The organism is Ktedonospora formicarum, assembly GCF_016587355.1.
In the GTDB taxonomy this organism is placed as follows: Bacteria; Chloroflexota; Ktedonobacteria; order Ktedonobacterales; family Ktedonobacteraceae; genus Ktedonobacter; species Ktedonobacter formicarum.
The window spans coordinates 3,597,904-3,617,585 of record NZ_BNJF01000001.1 but is presented as its reverse complement, the minus strand read 5'-3'; the positions used below and the strand labels follow the sequence as shown (position 1 = coordinate 3,617,585).

General features: G+C 54.2%; 14 protein-coding genes. 9 read left to right on the top strand and 5 right to left on the bottom strand.

Annotation, left to right across the window (positions count from 1 at the left end):
- Positions 1-114: 114 nt before the first annotated feature.
- From K3T82_RS15540 to K3T82_RS15530, 3 genes are all read right to left on the bottom strand, one after another.
- Complete coding sequence (locus K3T82_RS15540; RefSeq protein WP_220194350.1) at positions 115-936, bottom strand: helix-turn-helix domain-containing protein; 822 nt, start codon at positions 934-936, stop codon at positions 115-117.
- Between the two features lie 154 nt (positions 937-1,090).
- Complete coding sequence (locus K3T82_RS49100) at positions 1,091-1,270, bottom strand: hypothetical protein (RefSeq protein ID WP_220194349.1); 180 nt, start codon at positions 1,268-1,270, stop codon at positions 1,091-1,093.
- Positions 1,249-1,845: a phytanoyl-CoA dioxygenase family protein gene (locus K3T82_RS15530; RefSeq protein WP_220194348.1), complete on the bottom strand. Its 597-nt coding sequence runs from the start codon at positions 1,843-1,845 to the stop codon at positions 1,249-1,251. The genes K3T82_RS49100 and K3T82_RS15530 overlap by 22 nt, the downstream gene beginning before the upstream one ends.
- A 330-nt stretch (positions 1,846-2,175) precedes the next feature.
- Here K3T82_RS15530 and K3T82_RS15525 point away from each other — a divergent pair, with 330 nt between their 5' ends.
- Together K3T82_RS15525 and K3T82_RS15520 are read left to right on the top strand one after the other, a co-directional pair.
- Entirely contained in the window at positions 2,176-2,931 is a 756-nt protein-coding gene (locus K3T82_RS15525; protein ID WP_220194347.1) for an HAD family hydrolase, read from the top strand.
- Positions 2,912-3,616, top strand: a complete 705-nt coding sequence (locus K3T82_RS15520) for a hypothetical protein (RefSeq protein ID WP_220194346.1) — start codon at positions 2,912-2,914, stop codon at positions 3,614-3,616. Before K3T82_RS15525 ends, K3T82_RS15520 begins: the two co-directional genes overlap by 20 nt.
- A 6-nt stretch (positions 3,617-3,622) precedes the next feature.
- On the opposite strand, the gene K3T82_RS15515 is transcribed toward K3T82_RS15520, so the two are convergent.
- Both K3T82_RS15515 and K3T82_RS15510 read right to left on the bottom strand, forming a co-directional pair.
- A complete protein-coding gene (locus K3T82_RS15515; protein ID WP_220194345.1) occupies positions 3,623-4,351 on the bottom strand; it encodes a cysteine hydrolase family protein in 729 nt (242 codons plus the stop codon).
- A gap of 45 nt (positions 4,352-4,396) precedes the next feature.
- Entirely contained in the window at positions 4,397-5,158 is a 762-nt protein-coding gene (locus tag K3T82_RS15510) for an NUDIX hydrolase (RefSeq protein ID WP_220194344.1), read from the bottom strand.
- A gap of 491 nt (positions 5,159-5,649) precedes the next feature.
- Here K3T82_RS15510 and K3T82_RS15505 point away from each other — a divergent pair, with 491 nt between their 5' ends.
- From K3T82_RS15505 to gltB, 7 genes are all read left to right on the top strand, one after another.
- Entirely contained in the window at positions 5,650-8,766 is a 3,117-nt protein-coding gene (locus K3T82_RS15505; RefSeq protein WP_220194343.1) for a helicase C-terminal domain-containing protein, read from the top strand.
- A gap of 244 nt (positions 8,767-9,010) precedes the next feature.
- Complete coding sequence (locus K3T82_RS15500) at positions 9,011-10,399, top strand: hypothetical protein (protein WP_220194342.1); 1,389 nt, start codon at positions 9,011-9,013, stop codon at positions 10,397-10,399.
- 211 nt (positions 10,400-10,610) lie between these two features.
- Positions 10,611-10,970 carry a histidine triad nucleotide-binding protein gene (locus tag K3T82_RS15495; RefSeq protein WP_220194341.1) on the top strand — a complete coding sequence of 120 codons (360 nt, stop codon included), beginning with the start codon at positions 10,611-10,613 and terminating at the stop codon, positions 10,968-10,970.
- Between the two features lie 6 nt (positions 10,971-10,976).
- Complete coding sequence (locus K3T82_RS15490) at positions 10,977-12,146, top strand: glycosyltransferase family 4 protein (protein ID WP_220194340.1); 1,170 nt, start codon at positions 10,977-10,979, stop codon at positions 12,144-12,146.
- Positions 12,143-13,300: a glycosyltransferase family 4 protein gene (locus tag K3T82_RS15485; RefSeq protein WP_220194339.1), complete on the top strand. Its 1,158-nt coding sequence runs from the start codon at positions 12,143-12,145 to the stop codon at positions 13,298-13,300. The genes K3T82_RS15490 and K3T82_RS15485 overlap by 4 nt, the downstream gene beginning before the upstream one ends.
- Before the next feature lie 214 nt (positions 13,301-13,514).
- Positions 13,515-14,642 carry a glycosyltransferase family 4 protein gene (locus K3T82_RS15480; RefSeq protein WP_220194338.1) on the top strand — a complete coding sequence of 376 codons (1,128 nt, stop codon included), beginning with the start codon at positions 13,515-13,517 and terminating at the stop codon, positions 14,640-14,642.
- Positions 14,643-15,150: 508 nt separating this feature from the next.
- Positions 15,151-19,668 (top strand): glutamate synthase large subunit, encoded by a 4,518-nt coding sequence (gene gltB, locus K3T82_RS15475; protein WP_220194337.1) that lies wholly within the window; start codon positions 15,151-15,153, stop codon positions 19,666-19,668.
- Positions 19,669-19,682: the final 14 nt, after the last annotated feature.

Genomic DNA, 19,682 nt, shown 5'->3' with positions numbered 1-19,682 from the left:
TGAGACCAGTGTGTAGTTAATCTGGTCAGCAATTGGATAGCTCATACATCCATAGTAACATAAGCCCTGCCACGGGGTCAAGCCTAGAAAGAACGGCAACGAGGTTATCTATACCTAATGCCCAGGCACTAACGTATGCGTGAGAAGCGCGGCTCCGCTTACTCCTCCCTGTTGGCGAAAGAGGGCAGGGGTCAAACCCGTTCTCTGATGGAAGAGTGTCGTAAAATAACGCACATCGGGGTAACCACAGGACTGAGCAATCTCTTTGATTGACAACGTAGCCTGCCGATCCCGAAGCAGTTGCGAGGCCTTCATCAACCGCATCTGAGTCAGATAATGCATAATTGAATCGCCCGTGACCTTGCGAAAGAGGCGCGCGGTGTGGCGCTCACTCAGATGGACCTGAGACGCCAGATCACGCATGGTAATTGCACGCGCATAATTATCGCTCAGGTAGCGTTTGATCGTCTGAGTTACGATCTCCTCTGGGCTATAAGCGGGCGGAATGGGAGACCCACCCAGCATGCCTGGATCAACAATAGCACGCGCAGTGTCTAGCAACAACTTCACAACAAGTCCCTGAACAACCTGAACATAACCAGGCTCACGGTGTATACCTTCCTCAGTTAAGAGTTCAAGCGTACGCAGCATCGATGGGGTATGGTCGCTGACCACAGATGGCGAGGTCAGATATGCTCGCAGCAGAGCATCTATCTTTGAGATAGGCCCATCTCCCTTCTCTTCTTGCTCGCAAAGCGTATATGACCAGAAATAGATGCCCAGCGGGTCCTCTGTGGATGAGATGATTTCATGCGCTACGCCTGGTTTTGCGATAAAGACATCGCCTGCGCGAACTGTATAGTTTGTTCCACCAAAATGGAAGAGGCCCTGACCCTGGTACGCATAGCAGACCTCAAAGAAGGAATGTGTATGCATGTAATTACGCCACCAGCGCGGCTCAATAAATCCCCATCCCACAATCTCACACTGAAAGTTACCCAGACTTACGGAAAACGTGAGGTGAGCAAGATCAGCAAAATGCTGGCGTGATATCACACTATCCAGAACGGGCCTCCTCGCTTCAAATCGACTACTGCTGGACGGTTAGAGGATCAATACCCCGCAAGATCATCCCCTGCCCTCGCGACTTATGAGTATCTATTGAGGGAGCATCAGCGGGATCACGCATCTGAATGAGTACAGTTGTGCGCGCCTCGCTACTTACGTTAACGCCTGATCCGTGAATGGTCAAATAGCTGAAGAAGAGCACGTCTCCAGCCTCGGCAGCACAGGGCTTGGAGGCTTCAAGGGGTACTCATCAAATGGAAGATGCCAGCTTCCCTCTGGATTATGCTGGATCGGACCGAGCTTATGGCTACCTGGCACCACACGGACACAACCCTTCTCCAATGGCGCATCATCAAAGTGGACTATTGCCGCGATCATACTATGGTTCGTGTGTGGAAAGAAGGGATGATCCTGATGCATGGGGAAGGGAGACCCTTTTTCAGGCGGTTTGATAAACATTTTCGTATGGTGCAATTGCACGTTTGGGCTACCGATAATGTCGGATGCGACACCCGTAATCCGCTCATCAAGAATTAGACGACCAAACGAAGCCCCATAAAACTGCACATCATGGCAATGCAAGATTTTAGTATCAGTCGCCATTATAGCGTCGCGAGCACTCCCCCAGGTCGCTTCGATGTCGCGCTGCTTCGCCAGCCGATCCGCCAGCTCATGGCATTCCTGACGGTACGCCGCCGCCTCCTCCTTTGAGAGCAAACCTTTGACCAGAATGTAACCGTTGTCATTATAGAACGCCAATTGTTCCTGTGTAAGCATACCAAAAACCTCCTTGTCGTAGAGCACATCATGTGCTGTTCAAACTATAGCCATAGTCTAACCGCAAGAAGAGCCAGGAACAATCCAATGTAAAGACAACGATGTTCGTAAAACGGACATAACTTCTTCATCAAAACCCAGAGCGCGTTAGCAATAGTAACCCTTTAGGCGGCGCTGGTTTGTGTATAATGTCTCAACAGCTGAGGCTATTATGGGAAGGAAGCCACCAGGCAGCTTATGATATGTACTGGCACTCATTGACACTGACTTTTGAGACATGCTAGACTGACCATACACGATCATAGAGCCCGGAAAGAAAAGGTCTAGAACATGCTTATTGAGCAGCCACAAGCAATCCGCACAGTTTTTTTCGACGCCGGTTATACTCTCCTCACCGAACGACTCTCGACACCTGAGCTCTGTCAGCAAGTTGGTCAAGCTCTGAACCTGCATATTCATATGGATGCTGTCACGGCGCGTATGGTTGAGGCTGAGAGCTACTTCTTGAGCCACCGCAGCATCAATCGTCATACCTGGGCCAACGAACAGGACATTATTGATTTCTGGACTGGCTACTATAAGAATCTCCTGCGTCCCTTTGTTGAGGAGCATGATGAGGAGCGCCTTCATAAGCTTGCCTATACCATCACGCGCGAATACGATAATCCCGCTTGCTGGCAGTTGTACGAGGATGTGCTACCAACCCTGGATGCGCTCAAGGCTCGCAAATATACCATGGGCATTATTTCGGACTGGGGTATGGCTCTGGGACCTATCCTCCAGCACCTTCAGCTCACTCCCTATTTTGATTGCGTCATCATTTCGGCGGCTATGCGCCACGCGAAACCCTCCCCCGCGCTCTACGAGGGCGCACTACAACGCGCGAACGAGATTCCAGAGTTCGCGCTCCATATCGGTGATATGTACGTCCAGGACGTGCTAGGAGCCCGTTCAGTCGGCATAACGCCTGTCTTGCTCGACCGCCATTCTAGACTACAGGAAAACCAGCTTGACTGTCTCTTAGTCCACTCTCTATTTGAGTTGCTCGATCTGTTGGAGGTCCCCCATGCTCAATTTCGCCAGTAAGCGTAGCAATCTACTCTTCACCGGCTTTGCACTGGCTGCCACGGCTATGACAACAACCCTGGTACGCTATGTACATCATGAGATTCAGCGACGTGGCTACCCTTCCTGGGAAGAGTGCCAGTGTGATTTCAAACGCAAGCAGGCTTTTTTCCAGGTCTGGCATAGCCGTCACCAGCGACGTGGTGCGACCATTGTGACCCAGGAATGGGGCACACATCTGATCAATCCCGCTCCTTGGCTCAGACGCGCCTTCCATCACGGCTCGCAGGCCCTTGCCGTCCTCAACCTGGGTAACCACTACGTTGAGCGCGTCACGCTTAACCCACAAGAGGCACGCAACTTTGTTCGCTCCCTACAAAGCGAGAGCGAAGAGCCAGAGAGCTCAGTGGCAGAACTCACTGAACAACATCAAATGGTTTGGCGGCGGGAAATACTCCATGTCCCGACGCACCTCTTCGATCCCTATATCTATCGCCTTTATCCTGTTCCCGTACGCATCAAAGATGAACGGCAGGCACATGAACTCCCCGTCCTCTGGGATACAAACAGCGATATGCCACTGACGGTTGAGGGACCTCTCCTTGAGACCCCTCGGGAGACACGCATTGATTACATCGGCTGGACTTCTTCACAGGTCGCCTACTGTACCGCACGCGTTGAAAAGCGCAAAGAACATCAGGGTTGACCTACACTAACGAATCTCGCGCACCACTTCAATGCCGTTGAGGCGCATATGATACAGGGCCAACAAGTGCATTACGTCACCATTATGAGGCAGGATACCAGCCTCTTGAGTGATCTCAACTGGCGTATCGTAGGTCTGGACGGCATTCTCAGGAACAATCACGCGCAAAGGCTTATTGTACGCATTGGCGTGGAGCTTGAGATGGAGAGCGGTCTGATATACACACAGATCGGTGCAGTCCCCAACGATGGTGGCAATGCTCATATCAGAATGCTCATCAAGCCAGGTATCGAGGTTCGTACCGTGGAAGGCATGCAGTGAGTTCTTATGGACTACAGTCGCCAACGCTAGCGCGGGCAGGTCGAGCAACTCTGGAATAATCTCGGCCTCGCGACTCCCAGCCTGACAATGCGGTGGGAAGTCAGCGAATTCAGTGGCATTCTCGGTATGACAATCCTGTGCCAAAACAAAGTTTCGCACACCAATCCCAAACGCGCCCTTCATAGCTGCCACCACCGCTGGGATGATTCCCCTGATGCGTGGGCTGGCAAGCGCGCCCTCATGACAGAAGCCATTGATCATGTCAATGCTAAAGAGAGCCACTTGCCCCTTCTGCGCCTCGACAACAAAATCGCCCCAGGCTAATGTGGGAAGCTCACGCTCCCATTGCACCAGTTCACGTAAGAACGGAACCGCCTGCTCAATAAAGTTCGCGGGTAATGTCGAGTGTGCCATGCGATCTTCTCCCAAATCAAAATAGGTATAGGGTCGAGCTCATGCCTATAGCTCATGCTCAGCGGCGGGATTGAAACGATACAGGCGCGCGGGTCGATGCGTCCCTTCCATCTTCTTTGCTCCGGTATCCTCAAGGATGCCCGTGGAGAGTACCTTCTTACGGAAATTACGCTTGTCAATTCGTTTGTGCAGAATCATTTCATAGACGCGTTGCAACTCGCGTAGCGTGAACTGCTCTGGCAGCAGATTGAAGGCGATGGTAGTGTAATCAAGCTTGCCCCGCAGACGATTGAGTGTGTATTCTAGAATTTTTTTATGATCAAAGGCCAGCGGTGGCAGATCATAGACTGGAAACCAGTCCACGTCAACAGCATCACTCGCCGCCTTCACCTGCAAACGCTCAGAATCCAGCAGAGCAAAGTACACGACCGTGATTACACGCGTGCGCGGGTCACGACCAGGATCACCAAAGGTATAGAGTTGCTCCAGGTAGACGTTCTCCACCTGCGTCTCCTCCCAGAGCTCACGCTTGGCCGCATCCTCCAACGACTCATCCATATTGACGAAACCGCCTGGAATGGCCCACATACCTTCATGCGGCCACGCGCGCCGCTTTACCAGGAGCACTTGCAGATCTTTCTGACGCAAACTCATCATCACAACGTCCACTGTGACTGACGGGCGTTCATACTTGCTAACATCGTATCCATGGGCCTCGGCCTCGCTTACCTGCCCCTGCTCCCGCTCTTGCGGTTCCTCGCGTTCACTTTCCTGCAAGTCGCTTATTGACATACGCTGCTCTTCCATCAGTCTTAGCTCTTTCCATAACTTCTCGTCCAATAGAAAGCGCTCTTTCAGGAAGAACGCTCTCTACACTCGACATGCTACACTCTATCGTGTATCCTATACTTATTCCTTATGAGAACCTCTGAGCGCACTAACCGCGACCCCCATGCGGGGGTACGGCAACATGTTGGGGTCGCATAAGATTTTATAAGAGCTTGCGAAGGAATAGCCAGTCGCTTATTTCTGACCCTTCCCTTTCAAGCCCTATTAGTGTACATTATACACTAATAGTACCGTACAACCACCCCTCTGTCAAGTAGCACTCCTACCAGAATACCGCCTATCCCACAGGCAAACTCCTCATCTTCACGCCTATCAAGTGTGAGAGATCACTGCATCATCCAATCCCCAGGCAGGCAGAGTATTTAAGGCATTGTTACTCGCTCTGCCCTATGTTATACTGCAATGCAGACAAAAACAGATGTTCATATTTTCGGAGAAGTGAGGAGCATATGTCCGAGGTTGAGCTGCAACAGATCGGCTCCTATCCTATTACCGCCACCCTACGCACCAGCCAGGCCAGCACCACCTACCTAAGCAAACAGCGCAAAAAGACGCTCCTCATTAAGAAATTTCATACGCCTCTCCGCGACGAGCAAGCTCAAACAGCCTTCCTCACACGCGCACGCCAGCTCAAGAAGCTGATCAATCGCCATATTATCAGGACCGTCGAGGCTGGCTTCGATGAAGAGCATCCCTATCTAGTCATGAACTACCAACCAGGGCAAAGCCTTCATGAGAAGTTCCCGCCTACCCAGCAGTATCAACCAACCGATATCCGGCTCATCCTTTCAACCACTGCTTCCGCGCTTCACTACGCGCATGTCCTGCATACTATCCATGGCAACCTCCATCCCTCCAGCCTGCTCTTAACGGAACAGAACGATATTTTGCTGAGTGACTTCGCCCTTCGCCTCTCAACTGAGGAACCAAACTCGGGGTTTGAGCGCGAGGCTCTTCCCTATATGGCGCCTGAATATCTGCATGGCACACCATTTGAAGCCAGCGACCAATATTCCCTGGCAGTCATGGTCTATGAACTGCTCTGCGGACGCCGCCCATATGAAGCAAGTGAGCGCGAAGAGCTTCTACGTCAGCAGGAAGAGACGACCTTCCCTATGCCCAGCACGCTCAACTCACACATCTCTCCATACATTGAGCATGTACTGGTACGCGCCCTGGCCCGTGAGCCACTGGAGCGCTTTGGGCACATTCAGTCCTTCGCTGATAACTATATCCGCGCCTTAATGCATCAACCTATCCGCGAGACTGCTCCACTTGTGGCACCTGCGCCTGTAGCAGTCACACAATCCAGCGTCACAACGCAGGAACCAGAACCAACCAAGCCATCCGTAAAGAGTCAGCCCTCAGAAGCTCCGACCAGCACAAGCGGGCTACAGATCACACGGCGCAAACAGACGGAAGAGGAAGCCAGAATCGAGGCCGCTACAACAGCTTCTAAAAAACAACCACCTGAAGCCCTACATCACTCTCTGCTTCCGACCACAATGGAGAGCACGCCACCAGAGGTGAGTGAGGATCAGCAATCAGTTTCGCTTCCAGATAACGCGGAGACGGCACGTCTCTATCGCCAGATTACCTCCGACCTGTGCCAGGGTGGTGCTCTCTCGCGCCGTCTTCCCGGCTATGAGGAGCGTCCAGCTCAGGTCGAAATGGCGCGGACTGTAGCCCGAGCGCTCTCGCTCAATATTCCCGCGATCATCGAGGCTGGCACCGGCACCGGCAAGTCCCTTGCCTACCTCTTACCAGTTGTACGCTCAAACAAGGTTGCTATCGTTAGTACCGCCAATAAGGCTCTGCAAGAGCAACTTTTCTATAAAGATATCCCGTTCATTCAGCAGCATATCCATCCCTTCGAGGCCGCTCTGGTCAAGGGTGTCAGCAACTACCTCTGCATCGACCGCATGGAGAATGAACGCATCGGAATGCAATTCTATACCAAGAATGATAAGTTCCAACGCTTGCTTGATATTGTTAATGATCCCGACGACGAGAGCTTTACCGGAGATTTCGAGACACTAGATTTCCAGTTGCCACCTGATATACGTGGGCGTGTTGCGACCGATAGCGACCAGTGCGCTTGGAGCAAATGTACCTACTTCTCCGACTGCTATGTGCGCCAGATGCGTGAGCGGGCCGAACGCGCGCAGGTTATCGTTGTCAACCACACACTACTCCTGCTCGACGCCGCCATGGGCGGTTTCCTCCTCCCTGAGCGCGACGTAATTATTCTCGACGAAGCTCACCATCTTGAGGAGGAGGCTACACGCTCGTTCACAATTACCATCAGTCCAGGTCAGATCCAGACCCTCCTGGCACAGCGTATGCTCAAAGACCATAGCCAGGTCAGCTTGCAGGACGACGCCTTCAGGGCAGCACAGAACATGTGGCTACACCTTGAGCAATTCGCCGATCTCGGCTTCAAGGGAAGGCTCAACCTGGAAGAACCTATGGAAGAGGGCTTGCGCCTGGCTTCAGCCCTCTCAGACCTCGCCGACTCTATGCGTAAGCAGCGCCCTAAAGACATGCCTGAGAAAGAAAATCAGCTCTACGATAAGCTGCTCAAGCGAGCGCAAAATCTCGCAGAGAGTGTACGCACCGTCTTCTCCGTCGCCGAGCCCGATAAGTTCGTCTACTATATAGAGCGCGCGGACGGTGGTGGTCGTGGCTCGGCTCAACTTCAGGTCTCAGCCTCGCCTCTGGATGTCACAAACTGGCTCAAAGAGCGCCTCTTCAACAAGTGCAATGTTATCTGCACCTCCGCCACGCTCGCGACAGTGAACATGGGGGCGAGCAAGGGCGAGAATAGCGCCGCCAACTTCCACTACTTCCGGCATCGCGTCGGCCTGGATGCGGAGGAACGTCCAGAAGTGCAGGAGAGTATCCTGCCTCTGGCCTTCGACTACGAAAGCAATGCTCTGCTCTATCTGCCGCGCCACCTGCCAGCGCCCACCTTCGGTAACGGGTCCGAAGACTATATGCTCGCCATCGCACGCGAGATGTACTCTCTCGTCAAGCGCTCGCAGGGGCGCGCCTTCCTGCTCTTCTCAAGCAAGCGCATGCTTGACTACGCCTACGATATCATGTCTCCGCACCTGGAGTTTCCGCTCCTCAAACAAGGTGACATGACGCGTCTGGAACTGACACGCCGTTTCCGCCAGGAGAAAGGTTCAGTTCTCTTTGGTCTCAAGAGCTTCTGGGAGGGAGTCGACATCGCAGGGGACGCGCTTTCGCTGGTTGTCATCGACAAACTGCCCTTCGATCCACCCGACGATCCAGTGCATGAGGCACGTGTCGCGCATATGAAAGCGAATGGCGAGAACTGGTTCGGGACCTATGTCCTACCCCAGGCCGTGTTGCGCCTCAAGCAGGGTATTGGACGCCTCCTACGTACACGCTCCGATACAGGCGTCATGGCAATTCTGGATACGCGCCTGCATACTAAAGGCTACGGAAGGCTCGTCATCAACGCTCTTCCCCCTGCTCAGCGCACCTCCAGCCTGCGCGACGTTACCACATTCTTCGACGAGCATACCTCCACCGGGTAGCACGGTAGAAGAATGTGGCAACCATAAAATCACTCATGGACGATGAAATCCCCTCTATACTGAGCAGCAGAGAGTGGCTTTATTTACTCATCAATATACAACAATAGACAAAAATGTTTCATGTTACGCACAACGCCCCTAAAATACCAAGGGTAGACAAAGCCAGGGAGACACACTACAATAGAAAGTGCATTCCGACACTCAACACGTTGTTTCAATATTGATGGTACAGGGGAGTTCGCGCATGAGCAAAATTAAAATGCGATGCACCACCTGCGGCAAGTGGTTTCAGTCGGCTAATGCTAAAGACGTAACTTGCCCCGACTGCGTGCAGAAGGCCAGGAAAGAAAAGTTGGCAGCGAAGAACGCGCCACCTCAATCCCAGAATAAACCTACCAATCCAGGTATAACCCGTCAGGCACTACCACAAAAACCTAAGGCCTCACAAGGCGGTACCAGCCAATGGCTGGATACCCTCAGTGATATTAAGATCGGGCAACCGGATCAACCAGCGCATCCCAAACCCCAGGTATCCCCTGGACCCAAAGAAACGCCAGGGCCACGTCAGGCTCCAGGTTACAACACTCCACCTGCTCCACAGTCTGGTCACAGCACCTATCCCTCCACGCGAGAGCAAGGGCTCGGCGAACGCCGTTTTAACGAGCGCAGCAACTACGGAGACCGTGGTGGCTACAGTCAACGCGGCCCAAGTAGCTACCGCGAGCGCGAGAGCGGCTATAATTCCGGAGGGTATAAGCAAGGTGGCTACGGTCAACGCGGCCCAAGTAACTACCGCGAAGGCGGCTATCAAGGTGGTGGCTATCGCGAAGGTGGACAGCAGGGCGGCTATCAAGGTGGTGGCTATAATCGCGGTCCCGGCGGCTATCATCCAGGTAGCGGGCAGGGGCAACCAGGCCCTTATGGACAGCGCCCACGCCCACATGTCGATGGTACTTATGGACAGCGCCCACGCCCAGAGCGAACCGGAGGGCGTCCCGGACCAGCCAGACCACCCAGAGAAAGAACAAAGCCAACCAGGCCCATAACTCCACCTAAACTGAAACGTGATAAGACTCCGCCACCAGAGCCTTTTATTCCTACACAGGAGCAGATTACCAAGGTCGAAGGCCTCTATCTCGAACTCGCAGCTCCAGCAGAATTCGACGGCATCCGTACGCAGATCGCCAAAGAGGTGCAGATCCCCAAGAAAGCCGTAAAGAAGATCGTCAAGGATCTACGCGACCGCCAACATATGCCTAGCTGGTGGGAAGCCCAGACCTATAAAGGAAGCGTCGAGGAACTAGAACGCATCAAAGAGGTATATCTTCCGATGCTACCTATCCCTCCCGTTGGCGTTCACAAGATCATTGCCACTCAGCTTACGCTCAAGCCAGGTGTTGTCTATCAGGCAATCAAGTCGATTCGCCTGGAAATGAACCTACCTCAATACAATGATCCTTCGCTCCACGGCGATTTCGATGCCTCCCCCAAGGAAACACAGGCATCCTCCTCTCTTTCAGACAGGCCCTCCAGTCCTCAAACGGGCACGGAGATAGCAACAGAGGAGCATATATCAGCAGAAACGATGAGCACACACCCTTCGTCTGGAACAGAGGCGCGAACAAACGAGTAATGTATCGGTTCGCGTAGGCTCTGCTCACTCTTGTGAAGGGAGCAGATACATAAAGGGGGATGCCACCTGGCCGCCCCCTTTCGCGTGTCCAGAGTATCCATATGTATACTCAAAGGTCTTATGCGAAAACCAACGCCGCTCTCGCGGCTAGTGCCGGCGCACTCAGGTTTCCGTATAAGGAAAAAATAGTAAAAACAATAAGAGGTTAGCTATGGCTGATTGTCTATTTTGTAAGATTGTTGCGGGAGAGATCCCTAGCAAGATCGTCCACCAGGATAACGATGTGGTGGCCTTCGAGGATATCAATCCCCAGGCTCCTACACACATCCTGGTCATTCCCACGCGTCATATCGAGTCCATGCAAGAACTCACTCAGACAGATGGCGAGACGCTTGCGCGCCTCTTTACTGTCGCCAGCCAGATCGCCGCTGAACGCGGGCTGGAACAAGGTTATCGCTTTGTCACCAATGTCGGACCAGACGCTGGACAAAGCGTCCAACACCTCCACTTTCATCTCATTGGTGGTCGCGCGATGGGTTGGCCTCCCTTTCCACCAGATGAGCAAAGGTAATATCCCATGCGTATCGCGATTGACTATACAGCCGCCATCCGGCAGGGAGCCGGAATTGGTACCTACGTACGCCGCCTGGTAGATGCAATGCTCGCTCTGGATACCACGAACTCTTATACTCTGTTGACGAGTGGGCGACCGGGAAAGGACCATCCTTTTCCCGAAGGCGAGCACGTCCGTGGACGTAGCATGCTCATCCCGGACCGCTACCTGAATATTCTCTGGTATCGCTGGCGCGCCCCGCTGCCCGCGAACCTCTTCACTGGCCCCATCGATATTTATCATAACCCCGATTTCGTCCTGCCGCCGCTTAACAAGAGGACGCGCAAGATCGTTACTGTACATGATCTTGCATTTCTTGAGCACCCGGAGTATGCCGCGCCCGCGCTGGCAGCGTACCTCTCACAGGTGGTACCTCGCGCTATCAACGAGGCCGATGTGATCGCGACTGTCTCCCATGAGGTCAGTCGCACACTGATCAAGCATTTTCAAGCTCCAGTCGAAAAGCTCACTGTTATTCCCAACGGCGTCGGTAGCTACTTCAAGCGCGTGAGCGACCCGGTTCTGCTGGAGGCTACACGTAACAAATTCGGTTTGAAGCTCCCCTTCATCCTTGCTGTCGGAACTCTGGAGCCACGCAAGAACCATCTGGGCCTCATTAAGGCTTATCATCAGCTCTACCAGCAAAAGAAGGCTCCTGCTATGCTAGCGATTGCCGGAGGTAAGGGCTGGCTCTACGATGAGACACACGAACTGGTCAGCAAGCTGAAACTAGAAAAGCGCGTGCTCTTCCTGGGGCGTGTCAGTGACCTCGAATTGGTCCATCTGTACAGTATGGCACAGATCTTTGCTTTCCCCTCCTTCTTTGAGGGTTTTGGCATCCCACCAATAGAGGCCATGGCATGTGGCGCACCCGTCATCACCTCTAATATATCCTCGCTTCCCGAGGTCGTTGGGGAGGCCGCGCTCAAGGTCGACCCCTATAGCATCGATGAGCTTGCACATGCCATCGCGCAACTCACCGAAAGTGAAACATTGCGGCAAGAACTACGCCAGAAGGGCTATGAGCAAGCCAGAAAGTTTACCTGGGAGCAGTCAGCGCGTAAAATGCTCTCAGTATATCAACGCCTCTACGAGGGTCAAACCAATTTCTCAGACGAGGTCGCCATTTCATGAAAATAGGTGTCAACGCGCTCTTCTTCCAGCATCCTGCGTCGGGTACAGGTCAATACATGCTGCACCTGCTCGAGGCATTACACGAGATCGATGAGCATAATTCCTATGTGCTCCTGGGTCCTCAGCCAACAGCGACGGACAAGACCACCTTTCCCTATGAGGTCAAGCCCGTGCCAACCTTCGCTCGCCGCAGCAAAAACATTCAGAAACTCCTATGGGAACAAATGACAGGGCCTGCCGCTGCTCGCAACGCGGGTGTAGATGTCTTCCATGTCCCCTACTTCGCGCCGCCGCTCCTGCCGCGCGTGCCAACGGTTGTGACGATTCACGATGTCATTCCCTTGCGCTTGCCTGCGTATCTGCCCGACCGCAAGGTACAAGCCTATATGCAACTCGCGGCACGAGGCGCGCACAAGGCTAGTGAGATCATTACGGTTTCACAGCATGCCAAGAGCGATATCATCGAGGTTCTCAAGCTGCCAGAAGAACGCGTTCATGTTATCTATCAAGCCGTGGGCGAGCAGTTTCAGCCGGTAAGCGATCCTGAGACATTGGCCCGCGCTCGCGCTCGCTATGGCCTGAATGAACGGTATGTGTTCTATCTGGGGGGACTCGATCAACGCAAGAATGTGCCACAACTGGTACGCGCCTTCGCGCAACTCACACAACGCCTGGGCGATCCCGATCTGCAACTCTTTATTTCAGGCAATCCAGATAAGCAGAAGGGGGCACTCTTTCCCGATCCGCGCCCTGTGGCAAAGGAACTTGGTATAGAGCAACAGGTTATCTGCCGCTTTGTGGAAGATGAGGATAAGCCAGTCATGTACAGCGGAGCCAGCCTCTTTGCCTTCCCTTCACTCTATGAGGGCTTCGGACTCGATCCCCTGGAAGCCATGGCCTGTGGCGCACCTGTCGTTTGCTCTAATCGTACCTCGCTGCCTGAGGTCGTAGGTGATGCCGCGCTCCAGATCGATCCGGATAACCTGGAACAGTTCGTCGATGCCATGTATCGTGTCCTGTGTGACGATACCCTCAGAGCAGATCTACGGGCACGCGCGCTGAAACGAGCTCGCACCTTTAACTGGCACTGGACTGCTGCCGAGACTCTCAAAGTCTACGAAGCAGCATACCAGCGCGCCCATACTAAGGCCTGATCACAAGGCCCAGAGGGCAGTCATCTTTTCTTACTATTCCTTGAATAGAAGACCTGAGCGCACTGTAGTTCCTACGAAAACCCGCACCACCTGCATGGTGGTTAGTACTTCCTCGCTCAGGTATTCGTATATATAGAACTCGCGCTAGCCGCGACCCCATACGGGGCACCGCAGCACATTAGTTTTCGCGTGAGACCTTAGAGAAGATATTACTATGCGTGTACTGATGATATCCAAGGCCCTCGTCGCGGGGACCTCGCAGAAAAAACTTGAAGAGCTTGCCAGATTACCAGACGTTGAATTGACATTGGCGACGCCCTCATACTGGCTACACGACGATGGGAGCAAGCAAACACTTGAGAAGCTCTATACTGAGGGCTATCGCATGATTGAGACCCCCATGCGTTTCAATGGTCGTTACCATCTGCACTTCTATCCAGAACTAAGCAAAATCATGCGAGAGGTGCGCCCCGAGATTGTACACATCGATGAGGAACCCTACAATTTCGCGACCTACCATGCTATGCGCCTCGCGGGCAAACATAAGGCGCGTGTGCTCTTCTTTGCTTTTCAGAACCTTTACCGAGAGTATCCGCTCCCATTCCGCCGAATCGAGCTCTACAACTATAAGCACGCCACAACGGCGGTCGCAGGAAATCAGGACGCCGCTGACGTGCTCCGCCGCAAGGGCTATAAAGGGAGTATACATGTCATTCGCCAGTTTGGCATTGACCCGGTCATCTACCAGCGCACGCTCCCACCACGCCAACACAAACCAGGAGAGCCCTTCCTCCTGGGCTACGCGGGCCGACTGGTTGAGTCAAAGGGCTTGCCTACACTCGTCGAAGCCCTTACCAAACTACCAGATTACTGCCAGGCCGTTTTCGTTGGCTTTGGCCCTATGCGCGAGGTATTAGAGAAACAGGCAGCCAATCTGGGCATCTCCGAGCGTGTAATCTTCAAGGGGAGCCTGCCCACTTATGAGATCCCTCGCTTTATGCAGGAGATAGATGCCTTCGTGCTTCCTTCTCTTAGTCGCCCCAACTGGACGGAACAATTCGGACGTGTATTGATCGAATCCATGGCATGCGAGACACCAGTTCTTGGTTCCAGTTCGGGTGAGATTCCCCTGGTCATTGATGATGCGGGATTGGTCTTCAAAGAGGGAAATGCCGATGAGCTAAGTGCCCAGGTTCGTAAACTGCTTGATGATCCTGCCCTGTACGCTGATCTCGCCCGCCGTGGTCGTGCTCGCGTCCTAAAATACTACACCCAGGCCGAGATTGCACGCCAGACATATGAAACCTATCAGGAAATGTTGGCCTCCCCCCTTCATCAATGAACTCATCGATTTCACAAATAGATGGTAGATAGGTTATCTATCAACGGCAAACCAGCCTATCTACCATCCATTTGTGAGCAGGTTTCTCGCTTCTCGTGGTATACTTGTAGTCGCCGATGCAATGATCCCTCACAGTTCGCTACATGAGACGCTATGAGGTAGTTTGATCCATAAAAATCTCCTTAGAATCTCCACAAAGCAAGCAAAAAGCCAGGCTTACCCTTGTATGCTTTCTTGGCGCTATGTTATACTTGCTCTAATAAGGTAATGTAGCCTTACCCCACAGAGCTATGTTGCTCGCGCTTCGATGTAGTCATCCCGCAAGCAAGAGCCTTGCATATGATCCAACCTTCGCCTACAATACTAGACCATTTCCCCAACAGGGAACCCGTACGCGCTCCAACGCAATGATTACAATACTCATTGTTAGAGTATTGGTTACAAGAGGCTCCAACGCAGGTGCCCAGACCCCTCTTAGACCGTGACTATCTATTTGGGAGGACACTGCATGCGGCACACACACACCGCCCAACACACGAACGCGTATCCGCTCTACGATCCTCGCTGGGAACATGATGCATGTGGCACTGGCTTTCTCGCCAACCTTTCAGGCAAACCCAGTCATACCCTTGTGCGTTCAGCCCTTGAAGCCCTGACACACCTTACCCACCGGGGCGCCCAGGACGCCGAGGCCGAAACGAACGATGGATCAGGCATTCTCACACAAATTCCTCTCTCCATCTTTCACGCCGAGCTAGAACGGCAGCAGATTGATTCCTCCATCATTCAAGACCTTGCTGTGGGTATGCTCTTTCTCCCACGACAGGAGAATGCGCCCCAAGATTACGAGCGCAGCCGCCAGATCATCATGCAGACCCTACAGGAGGTCAACCTCCCGGTGCTCGCCTGGCGTACTCCACCTATTGACTATACCATTCTGGGTGCTCGCGCCCGCGCTACCGCCCCTTCAATTGAGCAAGTGCTGGTTGCGCGACCAGAGAGCCTCGATCTCTCATCCTACGAACGAGCCCTATATCACGCGAGGCGCTTGATCGAACATCGCCTGGGTCAGGAGCATCTCTCCGATTGCTATATCGCGTCCCTCTCGCATCAAACTATCATCTATAAGGGACTGCTAGCTCCCAATCAACTCGCAAGCTTCTACCTTGACCTGAGCAATCCCCGCTATGAGAGCGCGCTGGCAGTCTTCCACCAGCGCTATAGCACCAATACGCTTCCAGCATGGCCCCTGGCACAGCCTTTCCGCCTGCTCGCACATAATGGCGAAGTCAATACTGTGCAAGGCAATCATAACTGGATGAGAGCACGCGAGCGGAGCCTGGAGTCCCCTCTATGGGACGAACGCCTGGTTGACCTGTTGCCTGTCATCGCTGCCAGCGGTAGCGATTCAGCTCAGCTTGATAACGCGCTCGAACTACTCACCCATTCTGGGCGAGATCTGCTGCATAGTATGCAAATGCTCGTTCCCCCAGCCTGGGAGCAGGATACAGAGCTTGATGAGGCTCAGCGCGCCTGGTGCCAATATCACGAAATGCTGACCGAGCCGTGGGACGGACCCGCCGCCCTGGTCTTCAGTGATGGACGCATCGTCGGAGCAGCGCTTGACCGCAATGGCTTACGTCCGGCACGCTATACTCTCACCCGCGATGGTATGCTTATCGTCGCCTCGGAGGCAGGCGTGATTCCCTGTGATCCACGCAATGTCCTTGAGAAAGGTCGCCTGGGACCTGGCGAAATGATCGCAGCGGACCTCGTAACACATACAATCCTGCACAATACCGAGGTCAAAGAAAATCTGGCTCAGCGCCAGCCCTATCAGCAATGGTTGCGTGAAAACCTGCTCTACTTCTCTGACCTGGAAGGTGAGGCACCCGAGCCCGAGGTGCTTGAACAGGATGACCTCTTCTCGCGCCAGCAGATCTATGGCTATACCCATGAAGATGTGGAGATGGTGCTCCGTCCCATATTGGCTGAGAGCAAAGAGCCAACCTGGAGCATGGGAGATGATGCGCCGCTCGCGGCCCTCTCACATGTCTCGCCAACCTTCTCTGACTACTTCCGCCAGCGCTTCGCCCAGGTCACTAACCCACCTATTGACCCCCTGCGCGAGCGCATCGTAATGTCCCTGGGTAGCTATCTGGGTACCCACCAGAGCTTACTTACTGAGACGCCAGAACACGCTCGCCAACTCTACCTGCATACACCAGTGCTTACGGAACACCAACTGGAGGTCTTACGAGATAGCGAGCGTAGCCGTCTCCAATCTGTCACACTCTCAACCCTGCTAGGCCCCACCCTGGAGGCAACCCTTGGTCGCCTGGAGTCCGAAGCGATTACAGCCGTTCAAGATGGTACTTCACTCCTGATCCTGAGCGACACAAACGCCTCGCTGGAGCAACCACCGATTCCGATGCCACTTGCGATTGGCGCGATCCATAACACACTGATTCGCCAGGGACTACGCGCGAGGACCTCGCTTATCTGCGAGACAGGCACGGTCTGCGATGTGCATCAGATCGCCGTTCTGCTAGGCTATGGCGCTGAGGCAGTGATCCCTACCATAGCTCTAGCAAGTGTACGAGCCCTGGCAGGTGACCGCCGCCTGGAGCATATCACCCCCACTGCGGCGGTAGACCATTATCGACACGCGATTGAGGATGGCTTGTGCAAGATCATGGCGCGCATGGGCATCACAACCCTGCGCAACATCATTGGCGCGGGTCAGTTTGAAATTCTTGGTCTCTCCCCCGAGATCGTGGAGCGCTGCTTCACCGGCTCCGCGCTCCACAAAGGGCAGGTAACCTTCGCACGCGTGGAAGAGGAAATCCGCAAGCAGAGCGCAAAGCTGCGCGAAGAGCGCGAGACCGCTGTTGCTTCCGCCCCGGCTCGCAGACGCAAGCTGGTTGATGTGGGACGCTATCGTTTCCGCCGCGACGCCGAATACCACGCCTATAATCCGCTGCTGGTCCGTGCGCTGCAAAAGGCGGCGCAGAGCGGCTCAACTGAGGATTATCGTCAATACACTGGCATGGTCTACAAACGTCCCTCCACCAACCTGCGCGACCAGTTACGCTTTGTTGCTCGCCAGCCTATTCCTCTGGAAGAGGTTGAGTCGATGGAGTCAATTCGCGCACGCTTCGTTGTCTCCGCGATGTCGGTAGGTGCGTTGAATGCCGAAACCCATCGTACTATTGCCGCCGCCATGAATAGCATCAATGGTCGCAACAATACAGGTGAAGGTGGCGAGGACCCGGCCTGGTATCAGGAGACACTGGATGGTTACCCAGTCAGCAGCAAGATCAAACAGGTTGCCTCGGCGCGCTTCGGCGTAACCACTGATTATCTTGTGCGCGCGCAGGAGATCGAGATTAAGATGGCACAGGGCTCCAAGCCCGGCGAAGGTGGACAGCTCCCACCAGGAAAAGTGACGCCTTTTATCGCTCGGCTGCGCCATACCGCTCCTGGTGTCTCACTCATCTCACCGCCACCACATCATGACATCTACAGCATTGAGGATATCGCGCAATTGATCTACGACCTGCACCAGGTCAATCCTGAGGCTCGCGTGGGCGTCAAACTTGTCTCTTGCCTGGGCGTTGGCACTATCGCGGCAGGCGTTGCCAAGGGTCATGCCGACTATGTGCTCATCAGTGGTAACGATGGCGGCACAGGTGCCTCTCCGCTTCAGTCTATCAAGCATGCTGGCATGCCATGGGAATTAGGACTGGCTGAGGCACAGCAGGTACTTGTGCGCAATGGACTGCGCCAGCGTATCAAGGTACGCGTGGATGGTGGCTTCAAGACCGGACGAGACGTCATTGTTGGCGCGCTGCTAGGCGCGGAAGAATTTGGCTTTGGCACGGCAGCCCTGGTCACGCTGGGCTGTGACATGGCGCGTCAGTGTCATCTCAACACCTGTCCCGCAGGCATTGCTACCCAGCGCGAGGACCTGAAGGCCAAATTTACAGGTCGCCCACAATTCCTGGTCAATTTTCTGACTCTGGTCGCGGAAGAGGTGCGCGAATTCATGGCCGAGCTTGGCATCGCGCGCTTTGAGGATCTGATTGGCCACGCGGAACTTCTCGAAGCCTCAGAAGAGGCCGCTATTGATCTCTCTGGCCTGCTCGTTTCGCTTCCTGTTCGCTCTGATCCAGGCAAGCGTACGGCAGCGGAGCCCTCCAACGTCGAGCGCACGCTGATAGAAGAGGTTGGAGCGGCACTGAATGGCGAGAGCAGTGTCCTGACCCAGCACACCATCGCCAACTATGATCGCTCCGTTGGAGCGGCCCTGTCAGGCGAGATCGCGCGGCGCTACGGCAATGAGGGCCTGAAGAACAATAGTATTACCAGCACCTTCCACGGTGCGGCGGGACAGAGTTTTGGCGCGTTTTGTATGCCTGGCTTGCGCCTCATCCTGCATGGCGAGGCCAACGATTACGTAGGCAAGAGCATGACAGGAGGGCAAATCGTGATTCAGCCTCCGGCTGAAGCCGCGTACGAGGCCCATACCAACACCATTCTCGGCAACACCGTCCTCTATGGCGCGACTGGCGGACAACTCTTCGCCGCTGGTCAGGCTGGCGAGCGCTTCGCGGTTCGCAACAGTGGAGCCCTGGCGGTGGTTGAGGGTGTAGGAGATCATGCCTGCGAGTATATGACTGGCGGCATGGTCGTCGTTCTCGGTGAGACCGGGCAGAACTTCGCCGCTGGCATGTCCTCCGGTGTAGCCTATGTACTCGATATGGATGGCAACTTCCCTGCGCGCTGTAACGTGGCAGGAGCCCAACTCTCACGCGTCGAAGATGTACAGGAGAGTGAGGCACTACGAACTGTCGTCGACTGGCACGCGCGCAAAACGCACAGCAGTCACACTCAGAACTTGCTTGAGCGCTGGGAGTTCGTACTTCCTCGCATCTGGCGCGTCCAGCCCGAGAACACGCACCAGACCGCCAGTGACTTCGTCAATGTCCGCGAGGAGTGGGCGAATCGCACAGCAAGCAATTAAGGATAACTTAGGCT

Coding starts and splice junctions, on each gene's coding strand:
- K3T82_RS15540 (WP_220194350.1), bottom strand. CDS start 936: ATGCATACACATTCCTTCTTTGAGGTCTGCTATGCGTACCAGGGTCAG.
- K3T82_RS15530 (WP_220194348.1), bottom strand. CDS start 1,845: ATGCTTACACAGGAACAATTGGCGTTCTATAATGACAACGGTTACATT.
- K3T82_RS15525 (WP_220194347.1), top strand. CDS start 2,176: ATGCTTATTGAGCAGCCACAAGCAATCCGCACAGTTTTTTTCGACGCC.
- K3T82_RS15520 (WP_220194346.1), top strand. CDS start 2,912: ATGCTCAATTTCGCCAGTAAGCGTAGCAATCTACTCTTCACCGGCTTT.
- K3T82_RS15515 (WP_220194345.1), bottom strand. CDS start 4,351: ATGGCACACTCGACATTACCCGCGAACTTTATTGAGCAGGCGGTTCCG.
- K3T82_RS15510 (WP_220194344.1), bottom strand. CDS start 5,158: ATGGAAGAGCAGCGTATGTCAATAAGCGACTTGCAGGAAAGTGAACGC.
- K3T82_RS15505 (WP_220194343.1), top strand. CDS start 5,650: ATGTCCGAGGTTGAGCTGCAACAGATCGGCTCCTATCCTATTACCGCC.
- K3T82_RS15500 (WP_220194342.1), top strand. CDS start 9,011: ATGAGCAAAATTAAAATGCGATGCACCACCTGCGGCAAGTGGTTTCAG.
- K3T82_RS15495 (WP_220194341.1), top strand. CDS start 10,611: ATGGCTGATTGTCTATTTTGTAAGATTGTTGCGGGAGAGATCCCTAGC.
- K3T82_RS15490 (WP_220194340.1), top strand. CDS start 10,977: ATGCGTATCGCGATTGACTATACAGCCGCCATCCGGCAGGGAGCCGGA.
- K3T82_RS15485 (WP_220194339.1), top strand. CDS start 12,143: ATGAAAATAGGTGTCAACGCGCTCTTCTTCCAGCATCCTGCGTCGGGT.
- K3T82_RS15480 (WP_220194338.1), top strand. CDS start 13,515: ATGCGTGTACTGATGATATCCAAGGCCCTCGTCGCGGGGACCTCGCAG.
- gltB (WP_220194337.1), top strand. CDS start 15,151: ATGCGGCACACACACACCGCCCAACACACGAACGCGTATCCGCTCTAC.